At 44.6% G+C, this 20,764-nt stretch carries 23 protein-coding genes and 1 rRNA gene; 2 read left to right on the top strand and 22 right to left on the bottom strand.

Annotated features, from left to right (window positions below; translation table 11 throughout):
* Window positions 1-87 precede the first annotated feature (87 nt).
* The 10 genes from purR to KJS52_RS26250 form a co-directional block, all read right to left on the bottom strand.
* A complete protein-coding gene (gene purR, locus KJS52_RS26295) occupies window positions 88-915 on the bottom strand; it encodes a pur operon repressor (RefSeq protein WP_213520492.1) in 828 nt (275 codons plus the stop codon).
* A gap of 737 nt (window positions 916-1,652) precedes the next feature.
* Complete coding sequence (gene ispE / locus KJS52_RS26290) at window positions 1,653-2,507, bottom strand: 4-(cytidine 5'-diphospho)-2-C-methyl-D-erythritol kinase (protein ID WP_213520491.1); 855 nt, start codon at window positions 2,505-2,507, stop codon at window positions 1,653-1,655.
* A 106-nt stretch (window positions 2,508-2,613) separates the two neighbouring features.
* A complete protein-coding gene (locus KJS52_RS26285) occupies window positions 2,614-2,793 on the bottom strand; it encodes a small, acid-soluble spore protein, alpha/beta type (protein WP_213520489.1) in 180 nt (59 codons plus the stop codon).
* Between the two features lie 177 nt (window positions 2,794-2,970).
* Window positions 2,971-3,246: a biofilm formation stimulator Veg gene (gene veg / locus KJS52_RS26280; RefSeq protein ID WP_213520487.1), complete on the bottom strand. Its 276-nt coding sequence runs from the start codon at window positions 3,244-3,246 to the stop codon at window positions 2,971-2,973.
* Between the two features lie 160 nt (window positions 3,247-3,406).
* On the bottom strand, window positions 3,407-4,270 hold the full coding sequence (gene yabG, locus KJS52_RS26275) for a sporulation peptidase YabG (RefSeq protein ID WP_213520485.1): 864 nt from the start codon (window positions 4,268-4,270) through the stop codon (window positions 3,407-3,409).
* A gap of 69 nt (window positions 4,271-4,339) precedes the next feature.
* Window positions 4,340-5,221 carry a 16S rRNA (adenine(1518)-N(6)/adenine(1519)-N(6))-dimethyltransferase RsmA gene (gene rsmA, locus KJS52_RS26270; protein ID WP_213520483.1) on the bottom strand — a complete coding sequence of 294 codons (882 nt, stop codon included), beginning with the start codon at window positions 5,219-5,221 and terminating at the stop codon, window positions 4,340-4,342.
* Window positions 5,218-5,775, bottom strand: a complete 558-nt coding sequence (gene rnmV / locus KJS52_RS26265; protein ID WP_213520481.1) for a ribonuclease M5 — start codon at window positions 5,773-5,775, stop codon at window positions 5,218-5,220. The genes rsmA and rnmV overlap by 4 nt, the downstream gene beginning before the upstream one ends.
* 128 nt (window positions 5,776-5,903) lie before the next feature.
* Entirely contained in the window at window positions 5,904-6,923 is a 1,020-nt protein-coding gene (locus KJS52_RS26260) for a resuscitation-promoting factor (RefSeq protein ID WP_306433606.1), read from the bottom strand.
* A 555-nt stretch (window positions 6,924-7,478) separates the two neighbouring features.
* Entirely contained in the window at window positions 7,479-8,252 is a 774-nt protein-coding gene (locus KJS52_RS26255; protein WP_213520477.1) for a TatD family hydrolase, read from the bottom strand.
* On the bottom strand, window positions 8,245-9,564 hold the full coding sequence (locus tag KJS52_RS26250) for an HD domain-containing protein (protein ID WP_213520475.1): 1,320 nt from the start codon (window positions 9,562-9,564) through the stop codon (window positions 8,245-8,247). The genes KJS52_RS26255 and KJS52_RS26250 overlap by 8 nt, the downstream gene beginning before the upstream one ends.
* A gap of 266 nt (window positions 9,565-9,830) precedes the next feature.
* Here KJS52_RS26250 and KJS52_RS26245 point away from each other — a divergent pair, with 266 nt between their 5' ends.
* Window positions 9,831-10,085, top strand: coding sequence for an AbrB/MazE/SpoVT family DNA-binding domain-containing protein (locus KJS52_RS26245; RefSeq protein ID WP_213520473.1), 255 nt, complete (start codon window positions 9,831-9,833; stop codon window positions 10,083-10,085).
* A 144-nt stretch (window positions 10,086-10,229) separates the two neighbouring features.
* Here KJS52_RS26245 and rsmI read toward each other — a convergent pair whose 3' ends face one another.
* The 10 genes from rsmI to KJS52_RS26195 all read right to left on the bottom strand — a co-directional run bounded on the left by rsmI (window position 10,230) and on the right by KJS52_RS26195 (window position 17,540).
* Window positions 10,230-11,108, bottom strand: coding sequence for a 16S rRNA (cytidine(1402)-2'-O)-methyltransferase (gene rsmI / locus KJS52_RS26240; RefSeq protein WP_213520471.1), 879 nt, complete (start codon window positions 11,106-11,108; stop codon window positions 10,230-10,232).
* Window positions 11,105-11,857, bottom strand: coding sequence for a tRNA1(Val) (adenine(37)-N6)-methyltransferase (locus KJS52_RS26235; RefSeq protein ID WP_213520469.1), 753 nt, complete (start codon window positions 11,855-11,857; stop codon window positions 11,105-11,107). Before KJS52_RS26235 ends, rsmI begins: the two co-directional genes overlap by 4 nt.
* 50 nt (window positions 11,858-11,907) lie before the next feature.
* The gene (locus KJS52_RS26230; RefSeq protein ID WP_213520467.1) at window positions 11,908-12,282 is read right to left on the bottom strand and encodes an initiation-control protein YabA; all 375 of its coding nucleotides are present in this window, start codon (window positions 12,280-12,282) and stop codon (window positions 11,908-11,910) included.
* A gap of 47 nt (window positions 12,283-12,329) precedes the next feature.
* The gene (locus KJS52_RS26225; RefSeq protein ID WP_213520465.1) at window positions 12,330-13,133 is read right to left on the bottom strand and encodes a PSP1 domain-containing protein; all 804 of its coding nucleotides are present in this window, start codon (window positions 13,131-13,133) and stop codon (window positions 12,330-12,332) included.
* A gap of 3 nt (window positions 13,134-13,136) precedes the next feature.
* Window positions 13,137-14,120 (bottom strand): DNA polymerase III subunit delta', encoded by a 984-nt coding sequence (holB, locus tag KJS52_RS26220; protein ID WP_213520463.1) that lies wholly within the window; start codon window positions 14,118-14,120, stop codon window positions 13,137-13,139.
* 16 nt (window positions 14,121-14,136) lie between these two features.
* Window positions 14,137-14,580, bottom strand: coding sequence for a YaaR family protein (locus KJS52_RS26215; protein ID WP_213520461.1), 444 nt, complete (start codon window positions 14,578-14,580; stop codon window positions 14,137-14,139).
* A gap of 17 nt (window positions 14,581-14,597) precedes the next feature.
* A complete protein-coding gene (gene darA, locus KJS52_RS26210) occupies window positions 14,598-14,927 on the bottom strand; it encodes a cyclic di-AMP receptor DarA (protein ID WP_213520459.1) in 330 nt (109 codons plus the stop codon).
* 106 nt (window positions 14,928-15,033) lie between these two features.
* Entirely contained in the window at window positions 15,034-15,672 is a 639-nt protein-coding gene (gene tmk / locus KJS52_RS26205; RefSeq protein WP_213520457.1) for a dTMP kinase, read from the bottom strand.
* A 65-nt stretch (window positions 15,673-15,737) separates the two neighbouring features.
* The gene (locus KJS52_RS26200) at window positions 15,738-17,252 is read right to left on the bottom strand and encodes an aminotransferase class I/II-fold pyridoxal phosphate-dependent enzyme (RefSeq protein ID WP_213520455.1); all 1,515 of its coding nucleotides are present in this window, start codon (window positions 17,250-17,252) and stop codon (window positions 15,738-15,740) included.
* A 99-nt stretch (window positions 17,253-17,351) separates the two neighbouring features.
* Window positions 17,352-17,540 (bottom strand): sigma factor G inhibitor Gin, encoded by a 189-nt coding sequence (locus KJS52_RS26195; RefSeq protein ID WP_213520453.1) that lies wholly within the window; start codon window positions 17,538-17,540, stop codon window positions 17,352-17,354.
* Window positions 17,541-17,714: 174 nt separating this feature from the next.
* Between KJS52_RS26195 and KJS52_RS26190 the strand changes: the two genes are divergently transcribed.
* A complete protein-coding gene (locus tag KJS52_RS26190; protein WP_213520451.1) occupies window positions 17,715-18,254 on the top strand; it encodes a transposase in 540 nt (179 codons plus the stop codon).
* A gap of 71 nt (window positions 18,255-18,325) precedes the next feature.
* Here the strand turns inward: KJS52_RS26190 and KJS52_RS26185 are convergent, their stop codons facing one another.
* Both KJS52_RS26185 and rrf read right to left on the bottom strand, forming a co-directional pair.
* Complete coding sequence (locus KJS52_RS26185; RefSeq protein WP_213520448.1) at window positions 18,326-20,524, bottom strand: Ig-like domain-containing protein; 2,199 nt, start codon at window positions 20,522-20,524, stop codon at window positions 18,326-18,328.
* A gap of 165 nt (window positions 20,525-20,689) precedes the next feature.
* A 5S ribosomal RNA gene (rrf, locus tag KJS52_RS28000) occupies window positions 20,690-20,764 on the bottom strand; the annotation flags it as partial.

Raw genomic sequence — 20,764 nt, 5'->3', positions numbered from 1 at the left:
ATACGACAAAACCCTACATTCGCCCGTTCACAAAAAAGAAATGCTTTGCCGCTGTTTATAGCACAAAATCGGCATCCTTCGTTCATGCTAAGTGCTGAAATAATTACCAGGAACAACCTCAGCCTGCTTTGTTTTTAAATCGATTGCAGTCAGCTTGGCTAACGATACATAATCCTGCAGCAGCCGCTCTTCGCTTTCGATGGCACCCGATTCAACAAACACCCCTACGCCCGCGACAGTAGCGTTGAATTCATGCAGCAAATCGATCATGCCCTGTACCGTTCCGCCGACCTTCATAAAGTCGTCGATAATGAGCACTCGCGACTGCTCCTTTAACGCTCGTCTTGCCAATGACATCGTCTGAATTCGTTTGGTTGAGCCTGAAACATAATTTATGCTTACTGCCGAGCCCTCGGTAACCTTATTATCGCGCCGTACAATGACTACCGGGATGTTCATGCAGGCAGCCGTCGCATAAGCTAACGATATGCCTTTTGTTTCCACCGTCATAATTAAATCAATTGGCCGATCTGCAAAGGCGGTTGCAAACATTTTGCCAACATCCGCCAGCAGCTCCGGTTGACCAAGCATATCCGTCATATATAAATATCCACCAGGCAATACCCGATCAGGCTGCTGTAAAGTTTCACAAACCTGCTTTATTATGTCGAGCGAGGTTTCTTTTGGCATCATTGGCTTGAACTTCACGCCGCCTGCTGCCCCAGCCAAAGTATGCAGTTGACCGATTCCTTCTTCCTCAAAAACTTCCTTAATGATCGCAAGATCTTCACTAATCGAGGATTTGGCAGACTGATATCGCTCTGCAAAGGCCGTCAAAGAGATCAACGTATGGGGATGAGCAAGCAGGTACTGAGTCATTTCTACAAGCCGTGAACTACGCTTCAATTTTTTCAACGCATTCTCTCCCCCTAAATCCGAATAATATAATGTAAATATTACATAATTATACGGATTTAATCAAGTTATTTGCATGAAATGCGTATAGAAAAAGATCAAATCTTGAATCACCCTATCAGCGCTCCGGAGCAAAGCATCCTTCAGTCGCTTTTTAAATCGTAATGCTCTTATTTGAATTTTATGGTTGCATTACGATGTTAAAGGCGACCCACTTCGTTTTCCGGATGCTTTGCTCCTCCGCTGGAGCTTTTTTGAGTGCAGGACCAAGCAGCTTGGACGATAGTAGGAGGCAAGGAGCGCTAGCTGGGGCCATTAGCTACGTGAGCACCGCAGCCTTCGGTAGCGTGACATATTCGCCGTCGACTACGCTACAACGCAATCACATCGTCATCAAAGGACCAAGCAGCTTGGACGATAGTAGAAAACGAGGAGCGCAGCGTAGGCACTTGCTACGTGAGCACCGCAGTTTTCGCTAGCGTTCAAGATTCGCCGTCGAATCCACTACGAAGCGGCGCATCGTCATCAAAGTCCTGATTTTGAACCTACCTTTTCAATAAAGGTTCAAAATCAGGGCTTTCAGGACCAAGAAGATGGCACGATACTAGAAGGCGAGGAGCGCAGCGTAGGCTATTAGCTACGTGAGCACCGCAGCCTTCGGTAGCGTGACATATTCGCCGTCGACTACGCTACAACGCAATCGCATCGTCATCAAAGTCCTACTTTATAACCCACCTTTAAGTGAGCATGCGTACTACGTATACCTCTTTACAATACCCCCGCAACCCATTGTAAATACGCGACAGCTTGGCTTCCTTGCTGACAAGGCCGAATACCGTTGGGCCGCTGCCAGACATGAGCACGCCATCCGCGCCGAGCCGGATCATGCTTTCTTTAAGCTGTCTGACCTCCGGATGCATATTTAATGTTACTTGCTCAAGCACATTGCCCAGAGAAGCGCACATGCCAGCAAATGAGCCTTCTTCAAGCGCTGCTCGCATTGCAGCTGCTGATGGATGCTTGTCTACTTTGTTGACTCTGAAGCGCCCATATACGTCGGCTGTCGATACATTGATTGGAGGCTTGGCAAGCACCACCCAGCATTGCGGTGGATTAGCGATACGCTCCAGCCTCTCGCCACGGCCTGTAGCAAGCGCTGTGCCGCCCGTTACACAAAAAGGAACATCAGAGCCTAGCTCAGCTCCCAGCTCGCATAGCTCCCGCTCAGAGATGCCGAGCTGCCATAGGCGATTTAAACCTCTTAACGTTGCTGCCGCATCGCTGCTGCCTCCAGCTAAGCCTGCCGCAACTGGAATTTTTTTATCAAGATGTATGTATACCCCTTGCTTGACGCCATAGCGTTCTTTAATAAGCTGTGCAGCCTGAAATGCCAAATTTTTCTCATCTAATGGTATATAGCCCACCTGTGAGCTAATAATGATTTGATCACGCGACAATGGCTCCATCTCCAGACGGTCTGCCAAATCAACCATTGTCATAATCATTTCTACCTCGTGAAAGCCGTCCTCTCGCCTGCGTAGTACGTCTAGTATTAGATTAATTTTGGCTGGCGCCTTCTCATAAATTTTCATGAATCCTTTTCACCCGTCCATTTTAGCATAGGTACATTATAGCAAAGGAAAAGCAGAAAAGCTAAACAATGCTGCAAGTTGCTCAGCAAGGTTTAGCTTCCCTTCTTTACTGCTTTGCTCCGCGTGCCGCAGCTTCCTCAGCCATTTGGATCGCACGCTTTACGATATTGCCTGCATCTTTGGCTGTTATTGCACCCCAGCCCTGCTGTTCAACCGTTTCAAGCAAGCCGAGATCACGCGCGATTTCCAGCTTAAGCTGCTCAGACATTTGTCTGCGTCTGCCCATAACAAGGACCTCCTAAAGCTTTTCATGATACTGCACGAGCTTAGTATGCGCAACTGACGGACATGCATGCTGGGGAATTCCCCCCGTGCGTGAACACATCCTTAAAACAAAAAAGAAGACGCGAAAAGCTTCGCGTCTTCAAAAACCTTGGAACTATTTCTATACGTGAATCATTGGTTATTGCTGAAGGTGTGCAATACGAATTTGCCCCTCATCATTACAAACAGTAACTTCTACCGATTCCGTTAGTATATCAGCATAGCTATAGGACACGCGTTTAAATGCGTGCTGATCTTCATCCAGCTTCACGATGAAGACAGAAGGGTAGGTTTCTTCTAACGTGCCAGTACGTTCCACCGTCTTGCGGCGACCACCATTTGCTCTCAGCATAATCCTCGAGCCAACATGAGCTTCTAAGCTGCGTTTTATATCCAATAGCGCATTTTTTGCCATTGTGACTACCACCTCTTTCCTTGTCCATTATACCGAAAAAAGAGGGGTTTGTCAAATAAGCAAAATATTATAACAGTCGTTTATATTTCTTGTCAACGGTTAAAATATACATTTTAAACAAATCCTATATATTTTTAAGAATCCGCCATAATTTTCCCGTTTATGCGTAAGTTTTTGGACGCGGATAGCCTACGCGATAGCGCCCAAAGGTCTCAATCCCGCCAACTCCATCAATACCGCTAATCGTGCCCGATACCAGCTCTGGCAAGTCTATAACGTCCTTAAGCGGCGTGTAGCTGGCCTTAACGGCAATGTAGACAGGATCAAGCGCATGAATAAGTATTCTCCCTGGAGAGCTTGCAAAATTAGCCCCAGCATGCAATAGCGCCTCATAATGCGATTGGCAGGCTCCCGCTACAACGATTAGACTGTCGAGATTGCGCTCGTATTCGCGAGCTACTCGAACTGCATTAACAAAATGCTGTGAGTTTTTATAGCTGCTCAAGCTATTGAGATCTACGCCCTGACGATTTTTAAGCACGCCATCATGCCCGGTAATGACAACGATGTCCGGCTGCGATTGCGGCAGCAGACGCAGCAAAGCCTCTGCCATTTTAGATTCGCTGACAAAGTAGCCATCTGCTGGAATTTTCATCGATTCATAAAGCTGCATGCTTTTTTTCAAGTAGTTGGCATCGCCGTCCAAATGCAGCACCTTTCCCGGCCATTCAAAATAAAGGCTATCTCCATTAGTGCGATTCAATGCTTCAAATCGCTCAGAGCTTAAGGATTCCTCTACGGCAGATTGCATCTGCCGGAAAGCCTGACTCGCTTTCTGACGCATCAAACCAGTTGAATGGGAACCGGTAAAGTCATGTATCGACATTAAATCATGCCTTGGCGCATCTGCCAAAAGCCGAAAATCTAGCCCTTTTAAAATAACATTTTCGCTTTGCAGCATTTCAATTCGGAATAATACATCTCCGCCATAGGATTGACGAACGACTAAATCACCTTGCTTCATAGGCTAATCACCTCTTCATCTATCGTATGGATGACAAAGAGGAATGGTGAGTAATTCCTTGCAGAAAATCTAGCCCGCCAGTCCAGACGCCTTAAGCGCCTGGCTCAGCTTTGCATATTCATCAAGGCTTAGCGTTTCGCCTCGGCGTCCAGGATCAATTTCGATTTGTTCCAGCAGCTCCGTAAGCTGTGGCCGCTTCTCCTTGCCTGTAAGCTGCAGTAAATTATTAATAAGTGTTTTGCGGCGCTGTGCAAATGCACTCTGTACAACGCGGAAGAAAAAGGCCTCATCATCGACCGCAACGGCTGGCTGCTGGCGCAGCGATAGCTTGATAACCGCTGAATCAACATTGGGCTGCGGAATAAACACCGTATGCGGCACCATGCAGACGATTTCCGTCGTGCAATAATATTGCACCGCAATCGAAAGGCTCCCATAATCTTTGCCGCCTGGCTTCGCTGCCATCCGCTGCGCCACTTCTTTTTGAATCATCACCACGATATGCTCAAGCGGCAATTTCTCCTCCAGCAGCTTCATCAGAATCGGTGTCGTAACGTAATAAGGCAAATTGGCGACGACACTCACTTTACTGAAGCCTGCAAATTTGTCCTGAAACAGCTTCGCCAAGTCAAGCTGAAGCACATCTCCATGCACCACATCAACATGCTCTTCCTCTGCCAAAATTTCACTTAAAATCGGAATGAGCCGCTGATCAATTTCAACAGCCGTTACTTTACCGGCCTCCTGTGCCAGACGCTGCGTTAAAGCGCCAATGCCTGGTCCGATCTCTAGCGCAGCTTTATCCTTGCTTAGCTCGGCAGCGTCTACAATGCGATTTAAAATATTGCTGTCGATCAAAAAGTTTTGACCCAAGCTTTTCTTAAAGGAAAAGCCGTGTCGGGCAATAATTTCTTTCGTCCGTTTCGGTGTAGATACCTCGATTTGCTTCATGAACCATTATCCTCCAGCCTATAGCCTAATTGATCAACAGCAGTGTAAAATTCTTCTCGTGATATATGAAAGCTGGCGCAGCGCTTGTAAAATTGCTTGCCGTTGGCATAGCCGATGCCAAGCAGCTTGCCGAGCTGCAAACGTCTCTCGGACGCCTGCGGATGCACAAGCAGCCCTGCCTGCATTAAATCGTCCAGCGTTATTTCGCCATGTATGCTGTCCGTTTCCGTACGCAGCGACGACAGCGCCTGACGAATCGCTTCCGGGCTTGCATTTTCAATCCCGATATCCCCGTTATAAGAAGCCAGCTCCTGCGGCAAAAAAGCGTGCTTGCAGCCGGGTGCGTGGCTAGCTACAATTTTGCGAATTCTTTCACCAGCGTGATCAGGGTCCGTAAAAATTATAATGCCTCTGCGTTCATTGGCCAGCTTGATCCGAGCCAGCACATCCTTGCCGATGGCGGAGCCGTTCGTTTCAATCGTATCTGCCTCAACAGCACGCTTGATCGCTACAGTATCATCCTTGCCCTCGACAACAATTACTTCTTTGATCAATCGTTATCCATCCTTCCGCCAAACAACCTTATGCTCTTAGTATAGCCGATAATGAAGCCGAACAAAAACAAAAGAAGAGGCAATTGCCTCTTCTTCACTATAGCTATTTACCGCAGCAAAACGCTTAATTAGCTTGCTGTCGGCTTGTTTGGCCCGATGACGTAAACTGTTACGCCTTTCTTTCTGCCAAATTTTGTTGCGACATCGACATCGTCGAAGTACACATCTATTTTCTTGCCTTTAATAGCGCCACCCTTGTCTTCCGCGCGCCGCAAGCCTACACCTTCGATGTAAACCCACCAGCCCATCGGAATAACAGAAGTATCAACGGCAATCGTTCGCCCTTCCTCAACCTTTGTTCCAGATGCAGTAATCCCATAGCCTTTATCACCAACATCTTTTCCTGTTGATTCAGGGCCTGCTGTATAGGCTGTCAATGTGACATTAGACAATACCTCAGACGCCTTGAACGTATAATCGCCAACCGTGACTGTCTCAGACGAGCCACTGCTGTTCGACATCGTTGTGATGGATGATTTTGCTTTTGCTGTACCGATCGCAACCACTTGGTCAACAGCTTCAGCCTTCACCGTTTCCTTTACGACCGAATCGGCAACAAGCACGCCATCCTCATAGCGCTGCTCGACTTGCTCCACGACAACGCCAACCTTGCCTGTCTGTACTACTTTTTCCGTGCCTTTTGTCAGGCTGCTATCTTCCTTCTTCACAATAGAGAAAGGTACCGTCTTTTCTTGAGACGTCACTTTTGTTTCGACACGAACAACCTTTATTGTATCGTTAGCCTCCAGTTCTGCTTCCAGTGGAGGTTCTATTTTATCTTGACTGCGAATCGATATATTCAACTGCTCGATCGCCGCCTGCACCGTTTTCTCTGTTGTGTATACCTTAGACGTTTTTCCGTCTGCTACTACGTTGACAGGTATCGCATAATTGATCTCGATCACATCGCCGTCTTTAATCGGCGCATTAAGCGATGCTGACACCTGATCATGCGGTCCAACCGTAATAGCTTGTTCATCCAGTAGGCGTTGTAGATCCCATTGTTTGGTTGTTACAACAGTTTCTTGTCCATTCACTACTACGGAGACGCTTTTTTCCGTCTTGCCGTATAACAACACCAAAAACATGAAAGTCATAGCGATTGAGATTGCAATACTTAACATAATCAAACGCAAGTTTCCATGCTTCCATCGCATTGCGAAAGTCATGCTGGATGATCGTTTGCCATGGGTGTCCTTGACTGGAATTAATCCCACTTCATCGGTCCTCCTTCATAGCCCCGCCGCCAATAATTACGCATGTTACAACTGACGCGACTATAACCTATATGGCGTGCTTTGCACGCTTCCTGTTTTCTTGTTCCTCCTCATCACTATCTCTATGAGCTCTATCTCTCATTTATGCAAAATCGATAGATCAGGAAGCTTTAACATCAAGTGCTCAACTCTCCCAAAATTTTGAAACGCGCGATTCAAATTTGAGTTTGAGAAAACTGGAAATTCAATACAGAGTGTAAAAGTTCTGAAATGAATCATACCCTGTTCACGGTGGACTTGTAAAGAAGCGATAAAATGCGATTTTCAAGAAAAATTAAGGTCTTTCACGAAAATTATATTAAATTTGCCGATAAAAATTAGTTTTATCGTACGAAAAGTCTTTTTTTCTTCGCTTTTCAAGCGTTTCTACATAATTCGGAAACATTTTTTCCCATTTTCAAGAGTAATTTCAGCTAATTGCTCAAGGGAAATTTCCTTTATTTGTGCTGCTGCCTCTGCTACAAGTGACACATAGGCGCTCTCATTTCTCTTTCCACGATATGGATGAGGTGCTAAATACGGGCAATCTGTTTCGATTAATAAACGGTCTAATGGAACCCTTTTCAGCACCTCTTTGGGCACTCTTGCATTTTTGAAGGTAACAGGTCCGCCGAACGAAATATAAAAATTCATATCGAGACACTGTTTCGCTGTTTCCCAGCTGCCAGAGAAGCAGTGCATAATGCCGCCAACCTCTGCAGCGCCTTCCTCCTGCAAAATACGAACTACATCGGCATGGGCGTCGCGATTGTGGATAATAATCGGCTTGTTCAGCTTTTTCGCAAGCGCGATTTGCTGGCGGAACACCTCATGCTGTACATGCTTTGGCGAAGTATCCCAATGGTAATCCAAGCCGATTTCGCCAATTGCTACTACTTTGGGATGAGCACACAAGGATTCAATCCAGGCCAAATCCCCGTCCTTCATATGGACGCTTTCCACAGGATGCCAGCCTACGGCCGCATAAATAAAATCATATTGTTCGGCTAATGCGATTGTTGTCGGAATTGTTTGTCGATCAAAGCCAATATTTACAATCAGCTCTACTCCTGCCTCTTTGGCACGCGCAATCATTTGCTCGCGATCGTCGTCAAATTGCGAGGCATCCAAATGCGCATGGGTGTCGAATAGTTTAATCATTGCTTGACTGCTCCTCATCTTGTATGTTGAAAATTTGTTTGATCCTGGCACTTAATTGGTGACGATGTCTAATTAACGCTTCTTCAGGATAGTACAAATGAAACCGTCCTTGATGCAACCCGCTTATTGACGAAATAATGTCTGATTTTGATGCAATTTCTGTCAATGTACCATCTTTTTCAAGCAGCATGATTGGCGCTTTCTCCCTGCCGCTAATGATTGGCTGCTCCGTTCTGTATATATCATACGGTCTGTCCATTGGATAATCAATTTCCATATGATATTCGGGATCAAGCCCGATTGATGTAAAGGCTTTCTTGATCTCTTCGAGCCATTGCTCCGGCATTTCTGTAGCGGTAATATATTTGTACAGCTTGCGATTGAGAAAGCGTTCGCACAGCTCGGACAAAAGTTGGTCATTCTCATGCTGCCAACGGCTAAACGTATACTGCACTAACGACTCATCAAGGCTTAAATAGGAATTTAAATGCAGTGTTCCTTCTATTAAAGAGAAGATCGCCGGATCCATCCATTGGAACGTATATTTTTCTGTATAAAGCTGCTTGGCCCGCTTGAAAATTTGACGCAAAATAATTTCTGAGCTGCGCGTTACAGGATGGAAATAAATTTGCCAATACATTTGATAGCGCGACATTAAATAATGCTCGACAGCATGCATACCGCTCTCCTTAACTACAATCGTTCCTTGATGCGGACGCAGCACGCGCAAAATGCGCTCCAAATCAAAATTGCCATAATCTGTTCCGGTAAAATATGCATCTCGAAGTAAATAATCCATGCGGTCCGCATCAAGCTGGCTGGAAATTAAACTAACAACAATCGATTGGCTATACGTTTTTTGTATAACCTGAGCTACCTTTAATGGAAGATCTGGCGCATAGGCGGCAAGAATATGGTTAATTTCTGTATCCTCTAGTAAAATTTTCACCGTCCATTGCTCATGATCTGTTTCAAATATTTCTTCTATAGAATGGGAAAACGGCGCGTGTCCAATATCATGCAGCAAAGCGGCGCATAATGCTACGATACGTTCCTCCTTTGGCCAGTCTGGATAGTTGTAGCGCTCAAATTGAGAAATGATGCGACGCGTAATTTCATAGACTCCTAAAGAATGAGAGAAACGACTATGCTCCGCTCCATGAAAGGTTAAAAAAGTAGTGCCCAATTGTCGAATTCTTCGCAATCGTTGAAACTCCGCACTATTAATTAAATTCCAAATTAGCTCATCCTGAACATAAATATAGCTATGTACCGGATCCTTAAAAACCTTTTCCTCTTTTAATGTGCTCATCTTAACGCCTCCCTTGTTCAATTTTTTGTCAAAATTAAATGTTTTTGTCGAAGAATGTCGGAAAACTGTTTGCAAAATCTCGAATGTATAGTATTCTATTAAAAGGAAAAAACCATAAAAATTTTAGCTGAATTCTTATAATATAAGCGATTTTTGCTTCAAAATGATATTGACTCGATTGGTAAGAGTTGGTATTATTAATTTAAAATTACACGAACAATGTCGAATAATGACAACGTTCAAAAATGTGAGAGGACGGAATTTTTATGATGAAATCAACTGGAATTGTACGTAAAGTGGACGAGCTAGGTCGTGTCGTTATTCCAATCGAATTGCGCCGCACGTTAGGCATTGGCGAAAAGGATGCGCTGGAAATTTATGTTGATGGCGAGCGCATTATGCTAAAAAAATACGAGCCTGCTTGTATCTTCTGTGGCAACGCTGAAGACGTAACGTACTTCAAAGGAAAAATTGTTTGCCAAAATTGTTTATCAGAAATGCCATCTCCTGTGACAAAATAAAAAAAATAAGGTATACTATAATTATCGACATGTTAATTCTAACCTTTTTATACTCCTTGATGCCTTCCTGGACATATTGTGCCAGGAAGGTCTTTTTTTACCGTAAACTTCTAATAGAGTTGCTAATTGCTAGAAAATCATTAATTAGCGATGGATTTCATTGTACACATCTCGCTTTGAAACGCCTCTATCAATCGCAGTCTGCTTCATGGCATCTTTATGTGACATGCTGGATTCATAATGTTTAACATGCTCTGCAATCGATAGCTCCTTCCACCATGCCTGAGACGCCTCCTCCAGCTTCTCCAGCTCAGCATCATTCAATCCTTCAACAATAATACAAAACTCTCCGAGCGGCTGATGCTCATTAAAATGCGCGATACATTGCGATAAATGGCCTCTCACGATTTCCTCATGTCTTTTTGTCAGCTCGCGCGCAACCGCTGCTTGACGATCTCCCCAGCATTCCAGCATATATTGCAGCGTTTTTTGAATGCGATAGGGCGATTCATAAAATATAAGCGTCTCTCGATAAGCAGCATACTGCTGCAGCAAGGCGACTATACTTTTTTTGTCGCGCGGCAAAAAACCGACAAAGGTAAAGCGATCCGTATTCAAGCCCGATACGATGAGCGAGGATAGCGCAGCGTTTGCTCCTGGAATCGGCACGACTGCAATTCCTTGCGCAATTGCATCACGGGCAATGTCAGCTCCAGGATCAGAAATAGCCGGCAGACCGGCATCACTTACAATCGCAATGCTCTCGCCTTGCAGCAGCAGCTTGATCAATTCCGGGCCGCTCGCTTCCTTATTATGCTCATGGTAGCTGACCAGCCTTGTTTTTATCTCAAAATGGGTAAGCAGCTTGCGTGTATTGCGTGTATCCTCAGCAGCAATAAGCGCTACCTCCTGCAGTGTGCGAATCGCTCTCATCGTCATATCCTCCAAATTGCCAATTGGCGTGGCGACGAGATATAAGCTGCCATATTGCTGTAAACCTTGAAAGCTCTTTTGAATATTCATATCATTTGTTCTCCCGCTTCATTATATACAATTTGCGGCGGCAGCACGCGCAGATCAGGCCTGCCATCCCGTATTGCTTCTATTAATACCATATTTGCTTCACCATGCTGATTAGGATGCACAAACTGAATCACTTTAGGCTCAATCTTCCAATTTCTTAATGATTGGATAATATCAGCCAATCTCGACGGCCGATGCACCATAAACAGCTTGCCGCCAGGACGGAGCAGCTTGCAGGTTGCCTTGGCTATATCCTCGATCGTGCAGTACAGCTCATGTCGTGCAATTGCATAATGCTCATTATCATTTTTGTCGCCAGCCGCAGGCCTCATATATGGCGGATTAACGGTAATGGCGTGATAGATGCCATTACCAGCATGCAGGGCATAGCTCCTTAAATCTTCTTCAATAACCTCAATACGATGCTGCAGGTCATTCATGGTCACGTTACGCCTTGCCATCTCTGCCAGACGAGGCTGAATTTCAATCGCATCTATTTGCGCCTCGGTTTTATCGGAGCACAATAAGGCGATTACGCCATTTCCTGTACAAAAATCAGCAATTCGGCCGCGTTTTGGCAGCTTGGCAAAACGCGCCAGCAATACTGCATCAAGCGAGAAGCTGAATACCTCTCTGCTCTGAATAATTTTCAACCCTGAATCGGTCAGCAAATCATCAATCCGTTCCCCTTCGAGCAGGGCAACCTCTTTTTGCTCGCTCAAGCTTTTCTCTCCTTTGGCTCTATTCATTTTCAAAAAAAGCCGCCCTTATACATATAAGGAGCGGCGCTGGATCGTTTTTATTTATTAAGGAAGGACAAGCAAAACAAGCAGTCTCCCTCAGTTCGCAGATGTCCATAATATACATTGCATATATGGAAGCCTTCATAATAAAGCTTAGCGAGGTTGTCATGACCTTCGCCGATTTCGTTAGCACGTTCGTCGTGCTGCTGAGCTTCGTCATGCACATGCTCGGCAGATAACGATTGCGCTGATTGCTGCTCTTGCTGCTCATGTTCAAGCTTAAGGATTGCTCTGAGCTGTTCATTCTCTTGTGTCAATCGTTGATTCTCCTCCAGCAACGCAACAACCTGCTGCTTCAGCAAGCCAAGATCGTGATGCATTGCGCCGGCACGAGCTTCAAGCTCATTCAATTGTACGAATATATCCTTCATCTCTAAGTATCCACCCCAGAGTTACATGCTAAGCTACAAGACCCAAACTATTTTGTTACAACATCATCCATGGAAAGCTCCTTAGGCTTGCCTGGAATATCAAATAATTGTACGAAGACGGTTTTGGTTGAAGCATTAATCGCTGTTACTTTGCCTTCTCCAAGCGAAGTTATGACAAGCTTGCCAACTGTTGGCAGCTCCTCTCGCACACTTTCATAATTATCATGTTCATATTTCAAGCAGCACATTAAACGTCCGCAAAGTCCAGATATTTTAGTTGGATTAAGCGAAAGATTTTGATCCTTGGCCATTTTAATCGATACCGGCTCAAAATCGCCTAACCAGGAAGAACAGCATAATACCCGTCCACAAGGACCAATTCCGCCAAGCATTTTCGCTTCGTCACGTACACCGATTTGACGCAGCTCGATTCTTGTGCGAAATACACTTGCTAAATCCTTGACGAGATCGCGAAAATCTACTCGTCCTTCCGCTGTGAAATAAAAAATAATTTTGTTGCGATCGAAGGTAAATTCTACATCTACCAGCTTCATGCGAAGCTGATGATTTTGAATTTTTTCAAGACAAGTTGTAAAAGCTTGCGCTGCTGCAGCGCGGTTTTCTTCTACAACTTGAGCATCGGCCTCATTGGCAATTCGTATAACGCGCTTAAGCGGCAATACAACATCCTCTTCTTCAACCTGCTTTTGACCGATTACTACTTTGCCGTACTCTATTCCGCGAGCTGTCTCAACTATGACATGCTGATCTTTCTCGACAGGATGCTCTACCGGGTCAAAGTAGTATATCTTGCCCGCCTTCTTGAAGCGAACACCTATTACATTATACAAGGATTAGCCCTCCTGTAATTTTACCAAAAGTTGCTCAAAAGAAAGCTGAGGCGTCACATTTGCTTTCATACGCTTGTCCGCTTCCAGAACATGCTCCATACAAGCAATCCATCCGGCGAAAGAGCGTGAAAAAGCATGTGCGCTTATCCACTCCAGTTGATCGATAAACACCAGTTTATCTTGTCTTCCGGCCTGGAATTGCGTCATATCTTTAAACCAGAGCAACAATAATTGCAGCACAAGCTCAATCTGATCGGCAAAGTCCCCTTTAAATAGCTTCTGTGCTGCCGTTATCATTGCGGCTGTATACTTCGTAATGCTTTCCTTCCCTAATTGTATCACTAGCGTTCTAATTTCTGCAAACCCATTCTTTTCAAGTATTGCGCGCGCACCATCCAATCCTGAGCTTAGCTGAACAGCCGCTCTTGCAAGCGTTGGTGCTGCTCCTTCTGCTATTAATTGCTCCAGCATGACCTCGGGCGCTAACGGTGTAAAAGGGACTCGCATTGTTCGCGAGCGAATGGTAGGCAGCATCGCCTGTTCATTGCTTGTAATAAGCAAGGCAACGACAGGCGAGATCGGTTCTTCCAAAAATTTAAGCAAGCTGTTTGCCGCTTGAATCGTCATTTTTTCAGCTTGCTCAATAATGTAGACCATCTGTCGATTGGCCGTTGTCCGGTATGACAAGTCTCGCTGCAGTTGTCTAATCTGATCTATTTTAATCGATTGTCCTTCTGGTGTGATATATCGAACATCTGACTGATTCCCATGCTCAAACTTGCGGCATTCCTGACATGAGTCGCAAGCCTTTCCGTCTACAGGCTGCAAGCAAAACAATGCTTTGGCAAATGCATTGGCTGCCGCAAGCTTTCCTGTTCCTGAGGGACCTTCGAACAAATAAGCATGCGATATGCGCTGCTCAGTAAGGGCGTGATGCAATATTCGCTTTGCTTTCCATTGTGGCGTCAAGGTTTCCTCTGTTTTCATGCACAAGCTCCTTCAATCAAAACGCTAAATTTATTAAAATGCCGCGAATTTCTCCTAATGTTTGAAGCAATTCGATACGGCCCTCCTCTGTTTCAAGCAGCTCTTCCGCAAGCAAAACAAGCTTCGAATCGACCTCATCCAGCAGCTTGTAGCGCTTGATTCGTCCTCTGCGATCAAAGCCGCGGACTTCCTTCAAGCCGATGCCGCGTCTAAGCGTATCCTCTAAAAATTGCTTAATCATCTGCCGATAAAGCTTCAGCTCACGCACAGTCATATGTCTGGCAAGGCGATCACCCTGCTCTTGAATGCTTTTAATTTTTTGCTGCAGCTCGTCAACGGTATGCGCGCGGTCCTTTTGCGCCAGCATATCAGAAAACGTTGTTGAAGCAGGCTGTTTCGTAACTGCTCCGCTTGCTGCGCGATTTTGGCCGAGCGGTCTGAAGCTTTGGTCTACTCTCATCGAATATCACTTCCAACTTAAAAATGTTCGAATCTTTCGACTGGCACTACAAAGACAGTCGCTCCGCCTACCTGCACTTCAACCGGGAATGGAATATACGAATCGGTAGCTCCGCCCATCGGTGAAACTGGTGTCACTAGCTGATCCCGCACCTTACAGTTATTGCTGATTACCTGAAAGACTTCATGTACTCGTTCATCTTCGACACCGATCATAAAGGTAGTATTGCCTGCGCGTAAAAATCCACCTGTACTTGCCAGCTTGGTAGCTCGAAAGCCTTCCTTAACAAGCGCATTAGAAAGTCGATTACTATCCTTATCCTGAATTACCGCAATCACCAATTTCATAATATCCCTCCTAAATCATTTAATAACTGCTGCATGCTTATACTATATAATACCGTGAAACCGCTTGTATGTGTTACTTTTTGACGTTATTTACCACAAAAGAATTTTACTCTATATTATTTAAAAAACGTCCAATATGTTGCAGCACCTGCTGATAGACGACATCCGGCTCATGTTCAGCATTAATTTTCACGATACGCTCAGGAAATTTTTCGCATAGCGCCAAGTAGCCTGCTCTTACCTTTTGGTGAAAGTCATTGCTTTCCAAATCAAGCCGGTTTACCTCACGCCCTGCTGCGTTAGCGATCCGCTGCAAGCCGACCTCTGGCGCTACATCCAAATAAATCGTCAAATCAGGCAGCATATCGCCAATTGCAAATTGATTGATCGACCATACCTGCTCCATGCCCAGCCCACGAGCTATTCCTTGATAAGCGAGGCTGCTGTCGATAAAACGATCGCATAATACAATTTGTCCGTCATTAAGGGCAGGCAGCACCTTCTCCACCAAATGCTGTCGTCTTGCTGCCGCATAGAGCAGTGCCTCTGTCCGCTCATCCATCATCGTATGGGCTCGGTCAAGGATAATGCTGCGAATTTGCTCGGCAATCGGAATGCCGCCAGGCTCACGCGTAACGAGCACTTCGTTGCCGCCTGCTGCAAGCTCCTGCTGCAGTCGTGCAATAACGGAAGTTTTACCCGCACCTTCTCCGCCTTCAAATGTAATGAATATTCCTCTATTCAAAGCTATTGCTCCTATTCTTAACGATCTATCTTCTATTGTAGCAGACTCAAATGACTTATTATACGTTATGGGACAAATACTTTAATCAATTGCTGCTCCAGCCCGGCAGCTCCTTGAAATCTTGCACCAGCCTCCAAATAACGCATCATTTCCGTCATATGTCCCTTCGTAATCCGCTCTCCTTCATATAATAACGGGATGCCCGGCGGATACGGGATTATTTGCTCAGCACAGCGATAGCCCTCCGCTTGCGACAAGGCGATAAGCATCGTATCAGCATTGTCCTTCCTTTTAAATGCAACCGGCTCGCTTACTGCAAGCGACTGATCTAACTTCGCTTGCTTTATAGCCGCTAAAGAGCTTGCCGCGCTTACTGCGGCGGATGAAGCATATTTTAGCGCAAGCTGCTGCTCCGCTTGCGCTAGTGCATGCTGCAAATGCTGCAAATGCTCCATTCTCATCGCCATATGCCATACAAGCACAACATAACGTGAGGATGCCATTTCTGTCCAAATCCCGTGTGCTTCTAACTGCTTCTGTATGTCGTAGCCGCTATATTGAGCCTGGCGATCAACTAACAACAGACGATAAGGATCCTGGCGGTACAAGCTGTCAGCAGGGAGCACTTCAATCGAAAATCTGCTCTGCTGCTCCAGCCATTCTATAAATAATGAGCGCAATTGATAAGACTGCAGAAACCATTGCCGTCCGTAGCATTCCAGTGTCGCGCGCGCCAGATCAAGACTAGCCATAATTAAGTAGGAAGGACTCGAGCTTTCCAGCATGGCAAGCTGCTGCTGCAGCTCTTGCTTATTGATTCTATCCCCTTGAATATGCAAATAAGCCCCCATCGTCAAAGCAGGCAATGTTTTGTGCGCAGACTGTACAACGGCGTCTGCGCCAGCTGCAAGCGCTGAAGCCGGACTAAATGGTGCAATTCCATAATGGGCCCCGTGTGCTTCGTCGACGATTACGGGAATACGATAAAGATGGGCTGCTTCTATATAAGGCTCTAAATCAGCACTGAGCCCATAATAATTCGGGTTTGTAAGAAATACTGCCTTTGCCTGCGGATATTGCTCAAGCGCTTGCTTCAATGTGCCAAGCCCAGGCAGCACTGACAACTGAGTATGCTCATCCAGCTCCGGAGTAAGGAACACCACGCTCGCCCCTGCAAGCTTGCAGCCATTAATCATTGATTTATGTACATTGCGCTGAACAATAATAAGGTCGCCGGGATTGCATATTGTTAATAATAAAGCTAAATTGCCTGCTGTGCTTCCCCCTACTAAGAAGAAGCTATCAGACGCTTGGTAAAGCCGTGCTGCAAGCTGCTGAGCCTGGTCTATCACTCCTTGCGGATCATGCAGATCATCCGTATGAGAAAGCTCGGTTACATCGAGCTGCGTTAAGCTGGCAAAGGCTGCGATATAAGGCTGCTGCTCAGGCCGATCGACTTGCAGCAGGCTTTCATAAACCGCGCCGTTGCGATGACCTGGAACATGGTAGGACTGCGGCTTGCTTGCAGCAAATTTAACTAAATGATCGAGCAATGGCGTCTGCCAATATATTTTGTTCATCTGTACTGCTCCCTTAATTAAGCCAAATTTTCTGCTTTAACTTTACCATAAATCAAATTTTTAAGAAAAATAAAAAACGACTGATTATCGTCAGCCGCTTTACACATTAGCATTACGCTCAAAAAATATCGTTTTCATCCGATTCACAAAAAAAGGATAGCGTTCGTCCTTTACATCTATCGAAACAATTTCCTGCTCACAATCAGAGCATATAAAGCTCGTTACGATGTGAATCCCGAGCTCGCTTTCTTTGCCGCATATCGTACATACTTGATCCGTAGCATTCATAGTGATACCACCTTTGCACCCTATTTGTAATAGTATAACTCCAAGTCTATGAAAATATACAATCAATTTTCAATATACTATGCGATAACAGCAAGCGAGGTGCCTGTATCAGCTCTAATTCCATGATTTGATTTAACCGATATAATAGATAAGCAACATGGAAAGGAGAACATTATGAAGCAGTCTTTGACGGATCACCCAACTGCTACCATTTATCAATACAAGCATGTCAAACGAATCATCGTACGCAATGAAATGCTTGTCAGCTACTTGCTATGCGCCTTGATTTTGCTCGGCTTTCAATATACCGTTGATCGCTTGTATGGATTATTTAGCTGGGCTATTGGATTTGCCGCCGTGCAAATCATACATTTGCTCATTATACTCATTACCTTTATAAATGTGCATCAGGCAGCCGATCGTAAATGGAGATGGAGCATTGTTCCTCCTTGGACAGGATTCAAGCCTGCCAATGATATTAGCTTTTCTGTTTTTCGCAAGGTACATATCCAGTTGTTTTGGCTAGGGTTGATCATTATCGCTATTCTGTATCCTTGGCTTCCGCCATCACTTATGCTAAGCTTATTCTTCTGGCATATATGGCTGCTGTCCCCCAAATTATTGCTGCAGCTGCGCTTGCGCAAGTTTTCTAAAACGAAAAAAGCAAGTATATTACGTATCCAGACAAAAGAAGTCAATTTATATCAGCCTTAAGCTTTTTTTGTTTCATGAACAATAAAAAAGCAGGATGAAAAACAAATCGTTTTTCCATCCTGCTTTTTCATTTACTTTACTACTATGCGAATCGTTGTATTTTTTCCACCATAGCTTGCTTTAATCGTTGCACTACCTTTTCCTACAGCGGTTATTTTACCGTTTTTGACAGTTGCCACGCTAGCCTTTGATGATGTCCATACTGCCTCGTTTGTCACTTCTACAGGGTTACCTGTCGTATAGTTGGCTGTAAGCTTTACAACAAACGTACTGCCTGGAGACAATGTAGCAGATTTATCGGATAACGTTATTGATTTCAGCTTCGGTACCACATTTACCGGAATATTTATGTTAATGCCTTGGTATGATCCAGATACGATCGTATTGCCTACTGTCAATGCTTTAACCGTCTTGCCATTAATTGAAGCGATTTTAGATGATGCTACGCTCCAATCTATTTTTGAGCTAAGCACTACAGTTCTGCCATCCTTGTAATAACCAGTTACTTTTATTGATTTTGACTGGTTTGGATAAAGCTCCAACACTTCCGGTTCCGCAACAACTTTAACGATTTCTTCCTCAATTCTAACCTTAATGGACGTTGATTTATTTAAATACGTAGCTGTTAATGTAACCGTAGAAGCTTCAAGTCCTTTAATTGTAGTTGGCTTAAGTAAAAGATTATCGCTGGAAGATTTCCAAGTTACCTTCTTCGATACATCCTCTTCCTCTCCGTTCTCGTTAATGACAGTGACAGACGGATAGGCAATATCTTTACCGATCACAATATTCAAGTTCGAAACCTCAGGAACAAGCTTAAGCGGCTTTAAGTTTACAACTAGCTTTACATCTACTTCATAGTTATTAATTTTAGCTGTCAAAGTAGTTTCTCCAATTGCTTTTGCAACCCACTTGCCATCCTCTATTACGGCAATCTTCTCATCCTTTGAGGACCACTGAACAAGCTTGGAAACATCAACCTTCGAGCCATCAAATAATTTGCCTGATACAGCTGGCAGCTTATCACTGCTTTTTACAAAACCGTTGATTGAATCGGTTTCTACGGAAAGACCAGAAATACTCGGATATACAGTCACGCTAATGCTGCGGCTTAAGCCTTTGTATGAAGCCGTAATTTTTGTCGTGCCTACAGCTCTTGGCTTAACTAATCCATTCGTTACGGTAGCGACAACCTCATCGGAGGAGCTCCAATCGGCAAGTTGAGTTGCGTTATAGGAAATATTGGAGTTATTCAATACTTCAGCTTCAATTTGCAAAGGCTGGTCCTGAAGAAACATATGATATTCTTTTTCAGGTGATAATCGAATCGACTGATATGCAGTACGAACAATTACATCAATAGATGATGTAACGCCCATATGTGTGACACTGATCGTTGTCTTTCCTGTCCCTACTGCTTTTACGATTCCATCCTCAACAGAAGCAACCTTAGGATTGGCACTTGTCCATACTCCTGTTTTCGTTACATCGATTGTTCCACCAATTTTAAGAGTAGCGACAGCTTGAAGAGCTTCATCGTCTCCCCCTATTTCCATCTCCATTTGTTTGCCCGGTGTAATTGTAATAGACTTATATGGAGAGGTTACGGTAAAGGTTATCGAATCCGATTTACCTTTTAATTTTGCAGTAATGGTAGCTGTACCAGTCCCAACAAATGTAACGGTTCCTTCATCGATAGTAGCAACTGAAGCGTTGGAGGTTGTCCATGTTGCTTCTGAGGTAACATCCTCCACTACACCATTTTTTAATCCATTAAGTTTATAGGTGTGACTCTTGCCGACTTCACCTTCTGCTTTTGCTGGTGCAGTCGTGTTGTTGTCCATTAAGGTCACATTTTCGTACACATAATCGGAAGTTGCTTTGATCGAAATTTTATAATCCTTATACGTGGCGCTAATGGTTGCCGTACCTTTGCCGACTCCTGTGAGCACCCCTTTATCAACCTTTACATAATTCGTATTAGAAGACTTCCACGTTACTAGCGATGTAACATCCTTCTTGGAAGTAGATCCTTCTATTGATGCAAGCACATCCAGGTTTACCTTGTCGTGTTCAACAAATAATTGAAGTGAGGATGTTCCACTATTGTAATCAAAAGAATCATAATCGAATTCGATTCCAGTAACTTTATCCTCCGCTGCATATGCTGTAATCGTCGCTAATGATGATAGCAGTGCAATGATAAGTATCATCGCCAACCATCTCTGTCCTCGACTTAACAATGTAATCCCATGATCAAGCAAGTTCAAAATACCCAATCCTTTCCAAGTTGAAATATACCGTCTATTCTATTAACGGCTTAATCAACAGGAAAATGAATAACAATTAGATAAGCTTTACCAAATTATTTGACCAATGTTCAGCAAAAAAGCACAAAAAAAGAGCCTACTGCAAAAGCAGCAGACTCTTCTTGCGCTTGGCGATGTCCTACTCTCCCAGGACCCTGCGGTCCAAGTACCATCGGCGCTGAAAGGCTTAACGGTCGTGTT

It is taken from the genome of Paenibacillus montaniterrae (assembly GCF_018403185.1).
Classification (GTDB): Bacteria; Bacillota; Bacilli; order Paenibacillales; family Paenibacillaceae; genus Pristimantibacillus; species Pristimantibacillus montaniterrae.
The sequence above is the reverse complement of the archived record's forward strand: the minus strand, read 5'-3'. Positions and strand labels throughout refer to the sequence as shown.

Bases quoted from the DNA above. Each gene is read 5' to 3' on its own strand.
- KJS52_RS26200 (WP_213520455.1), bottom strand. From the start codon at position 17,252: ATGAACAAAATATATTGGCAGACGCCATTGCTCGATCATTTAGTTAAA.
- KJS52_RS26260 (WP_306433606.1), bottom strand. From the start codon at position 6,923: ATGTTTTTGGTGTTGTTATACGGCAAGACGGAAAAAAGCGTCTCCGTA.
- KJS52_RS26245 (WP_213520473.1), top strand. From the start codon at position 9,831: ATGATGAAATCAACTGGAATTGTACGTAAAGTGGACGAGCTAGGTCGT.
- KJS52_RS26195 (WP_213520453.1), bottom strand. From the start codon at position 17,540: ATGAATGCTACGGATCAAGTATGTACGATATGCGGCAAAGAAAGCGAG.
- KJS52_RS26190 (WP_213520451.1), top strand. From the start codon at position 17,715: ATGAAGCAGTCTTTGACGGATCACCCAACTGCTACCATTTATCAATAC.
- KJS52_RS26250 (WP_213520475.1), bottom strand. From the start codon at position 9,564: ATGAGCACATTAAAAGAGGAAAAGGTTTTTAAGGATCCGGTACATAGC.
- yabG (WP_213520485.1), bottom strand. From the start codon at position 4,270: ATGAAGCAAGGTGATTTAGTCGTTCGTCAATCCTATGGCGGAGATGTA.
- rsmA (WP_213520483.1), bottom strand. From the start codon at position 5,221: ATGAAGCAAATCGAGGTATCTACACCGAAACGGACGAAAGAAATTATT.
- KJS52_RS26230 (WP_213520467.1), bottom strand. From the start codon at position 12,282: ATGAAGGATATATTCGTACAATTGAATGAGCTTGAAGCTCGTGCCGGC.
- KJS52_RS26215 (WP_213520461.1), bottom strand. From the start codon at position 14,580: ATGAGAGTAGACCAAAGCTTCAGACCGCTCGGCCAAAATCGCGCAGCA.
- holB (WP_213520463.1), bottom strand. From the start codon at position 14,120: ATGAAAACAGAGGAAACCTTGACGCCACAATGGAAAGCAAAGCGAATA.
- KJS52_RS26255 (WP_213520477.1), bottom strand. From the start codon at position 8,252: ATGATTAAACTATTCGACACCCATGCGCATTTGGATGCCTCGCAATTT.
- ispE (WP_213520491.1), bottom strand. From the start codon at position 2,507: ATGAAAATTTATGAGAAGGCGCCAGCCAAAATTAATCTAATACTAGAC.
- rsmI (WP_213520471.1), bottom strand. From the start codon at position 11,108: ATGAATATTCAAAAGAGCTTTCAAGGTTTACAGCAATATGGCAGCTTA.
- darA (WP_213520459.1), bottom strand. From the start codon at position 14,927: ATGAAATTGGTGATTGCGGTAATTCAGGATAAGGATAGTAATCGACTT.
- KJS52_RS26235 (WP_213520469.1), bottom strand. From the start codon at position 11,857: ATGAATAGAGCCAAAGGAGAGAAAAGCTTGAGCGAGCAAAAAGAGGTT.
- veg (WP_213520487.1), bottom strand. From the start codon at position 3,246: ATGGCAAAAAATGCGCTATTGGATATAAAACGCAGCTTAGAAGCTCAT.
- KJS52_RS26285 (WP_213520489.1), bottom strand. From the start codon at position 2,793: ATGGGCAGACGCAGACAAATGTCTGAGCAGCTTAAGCTGGAAATCGCG.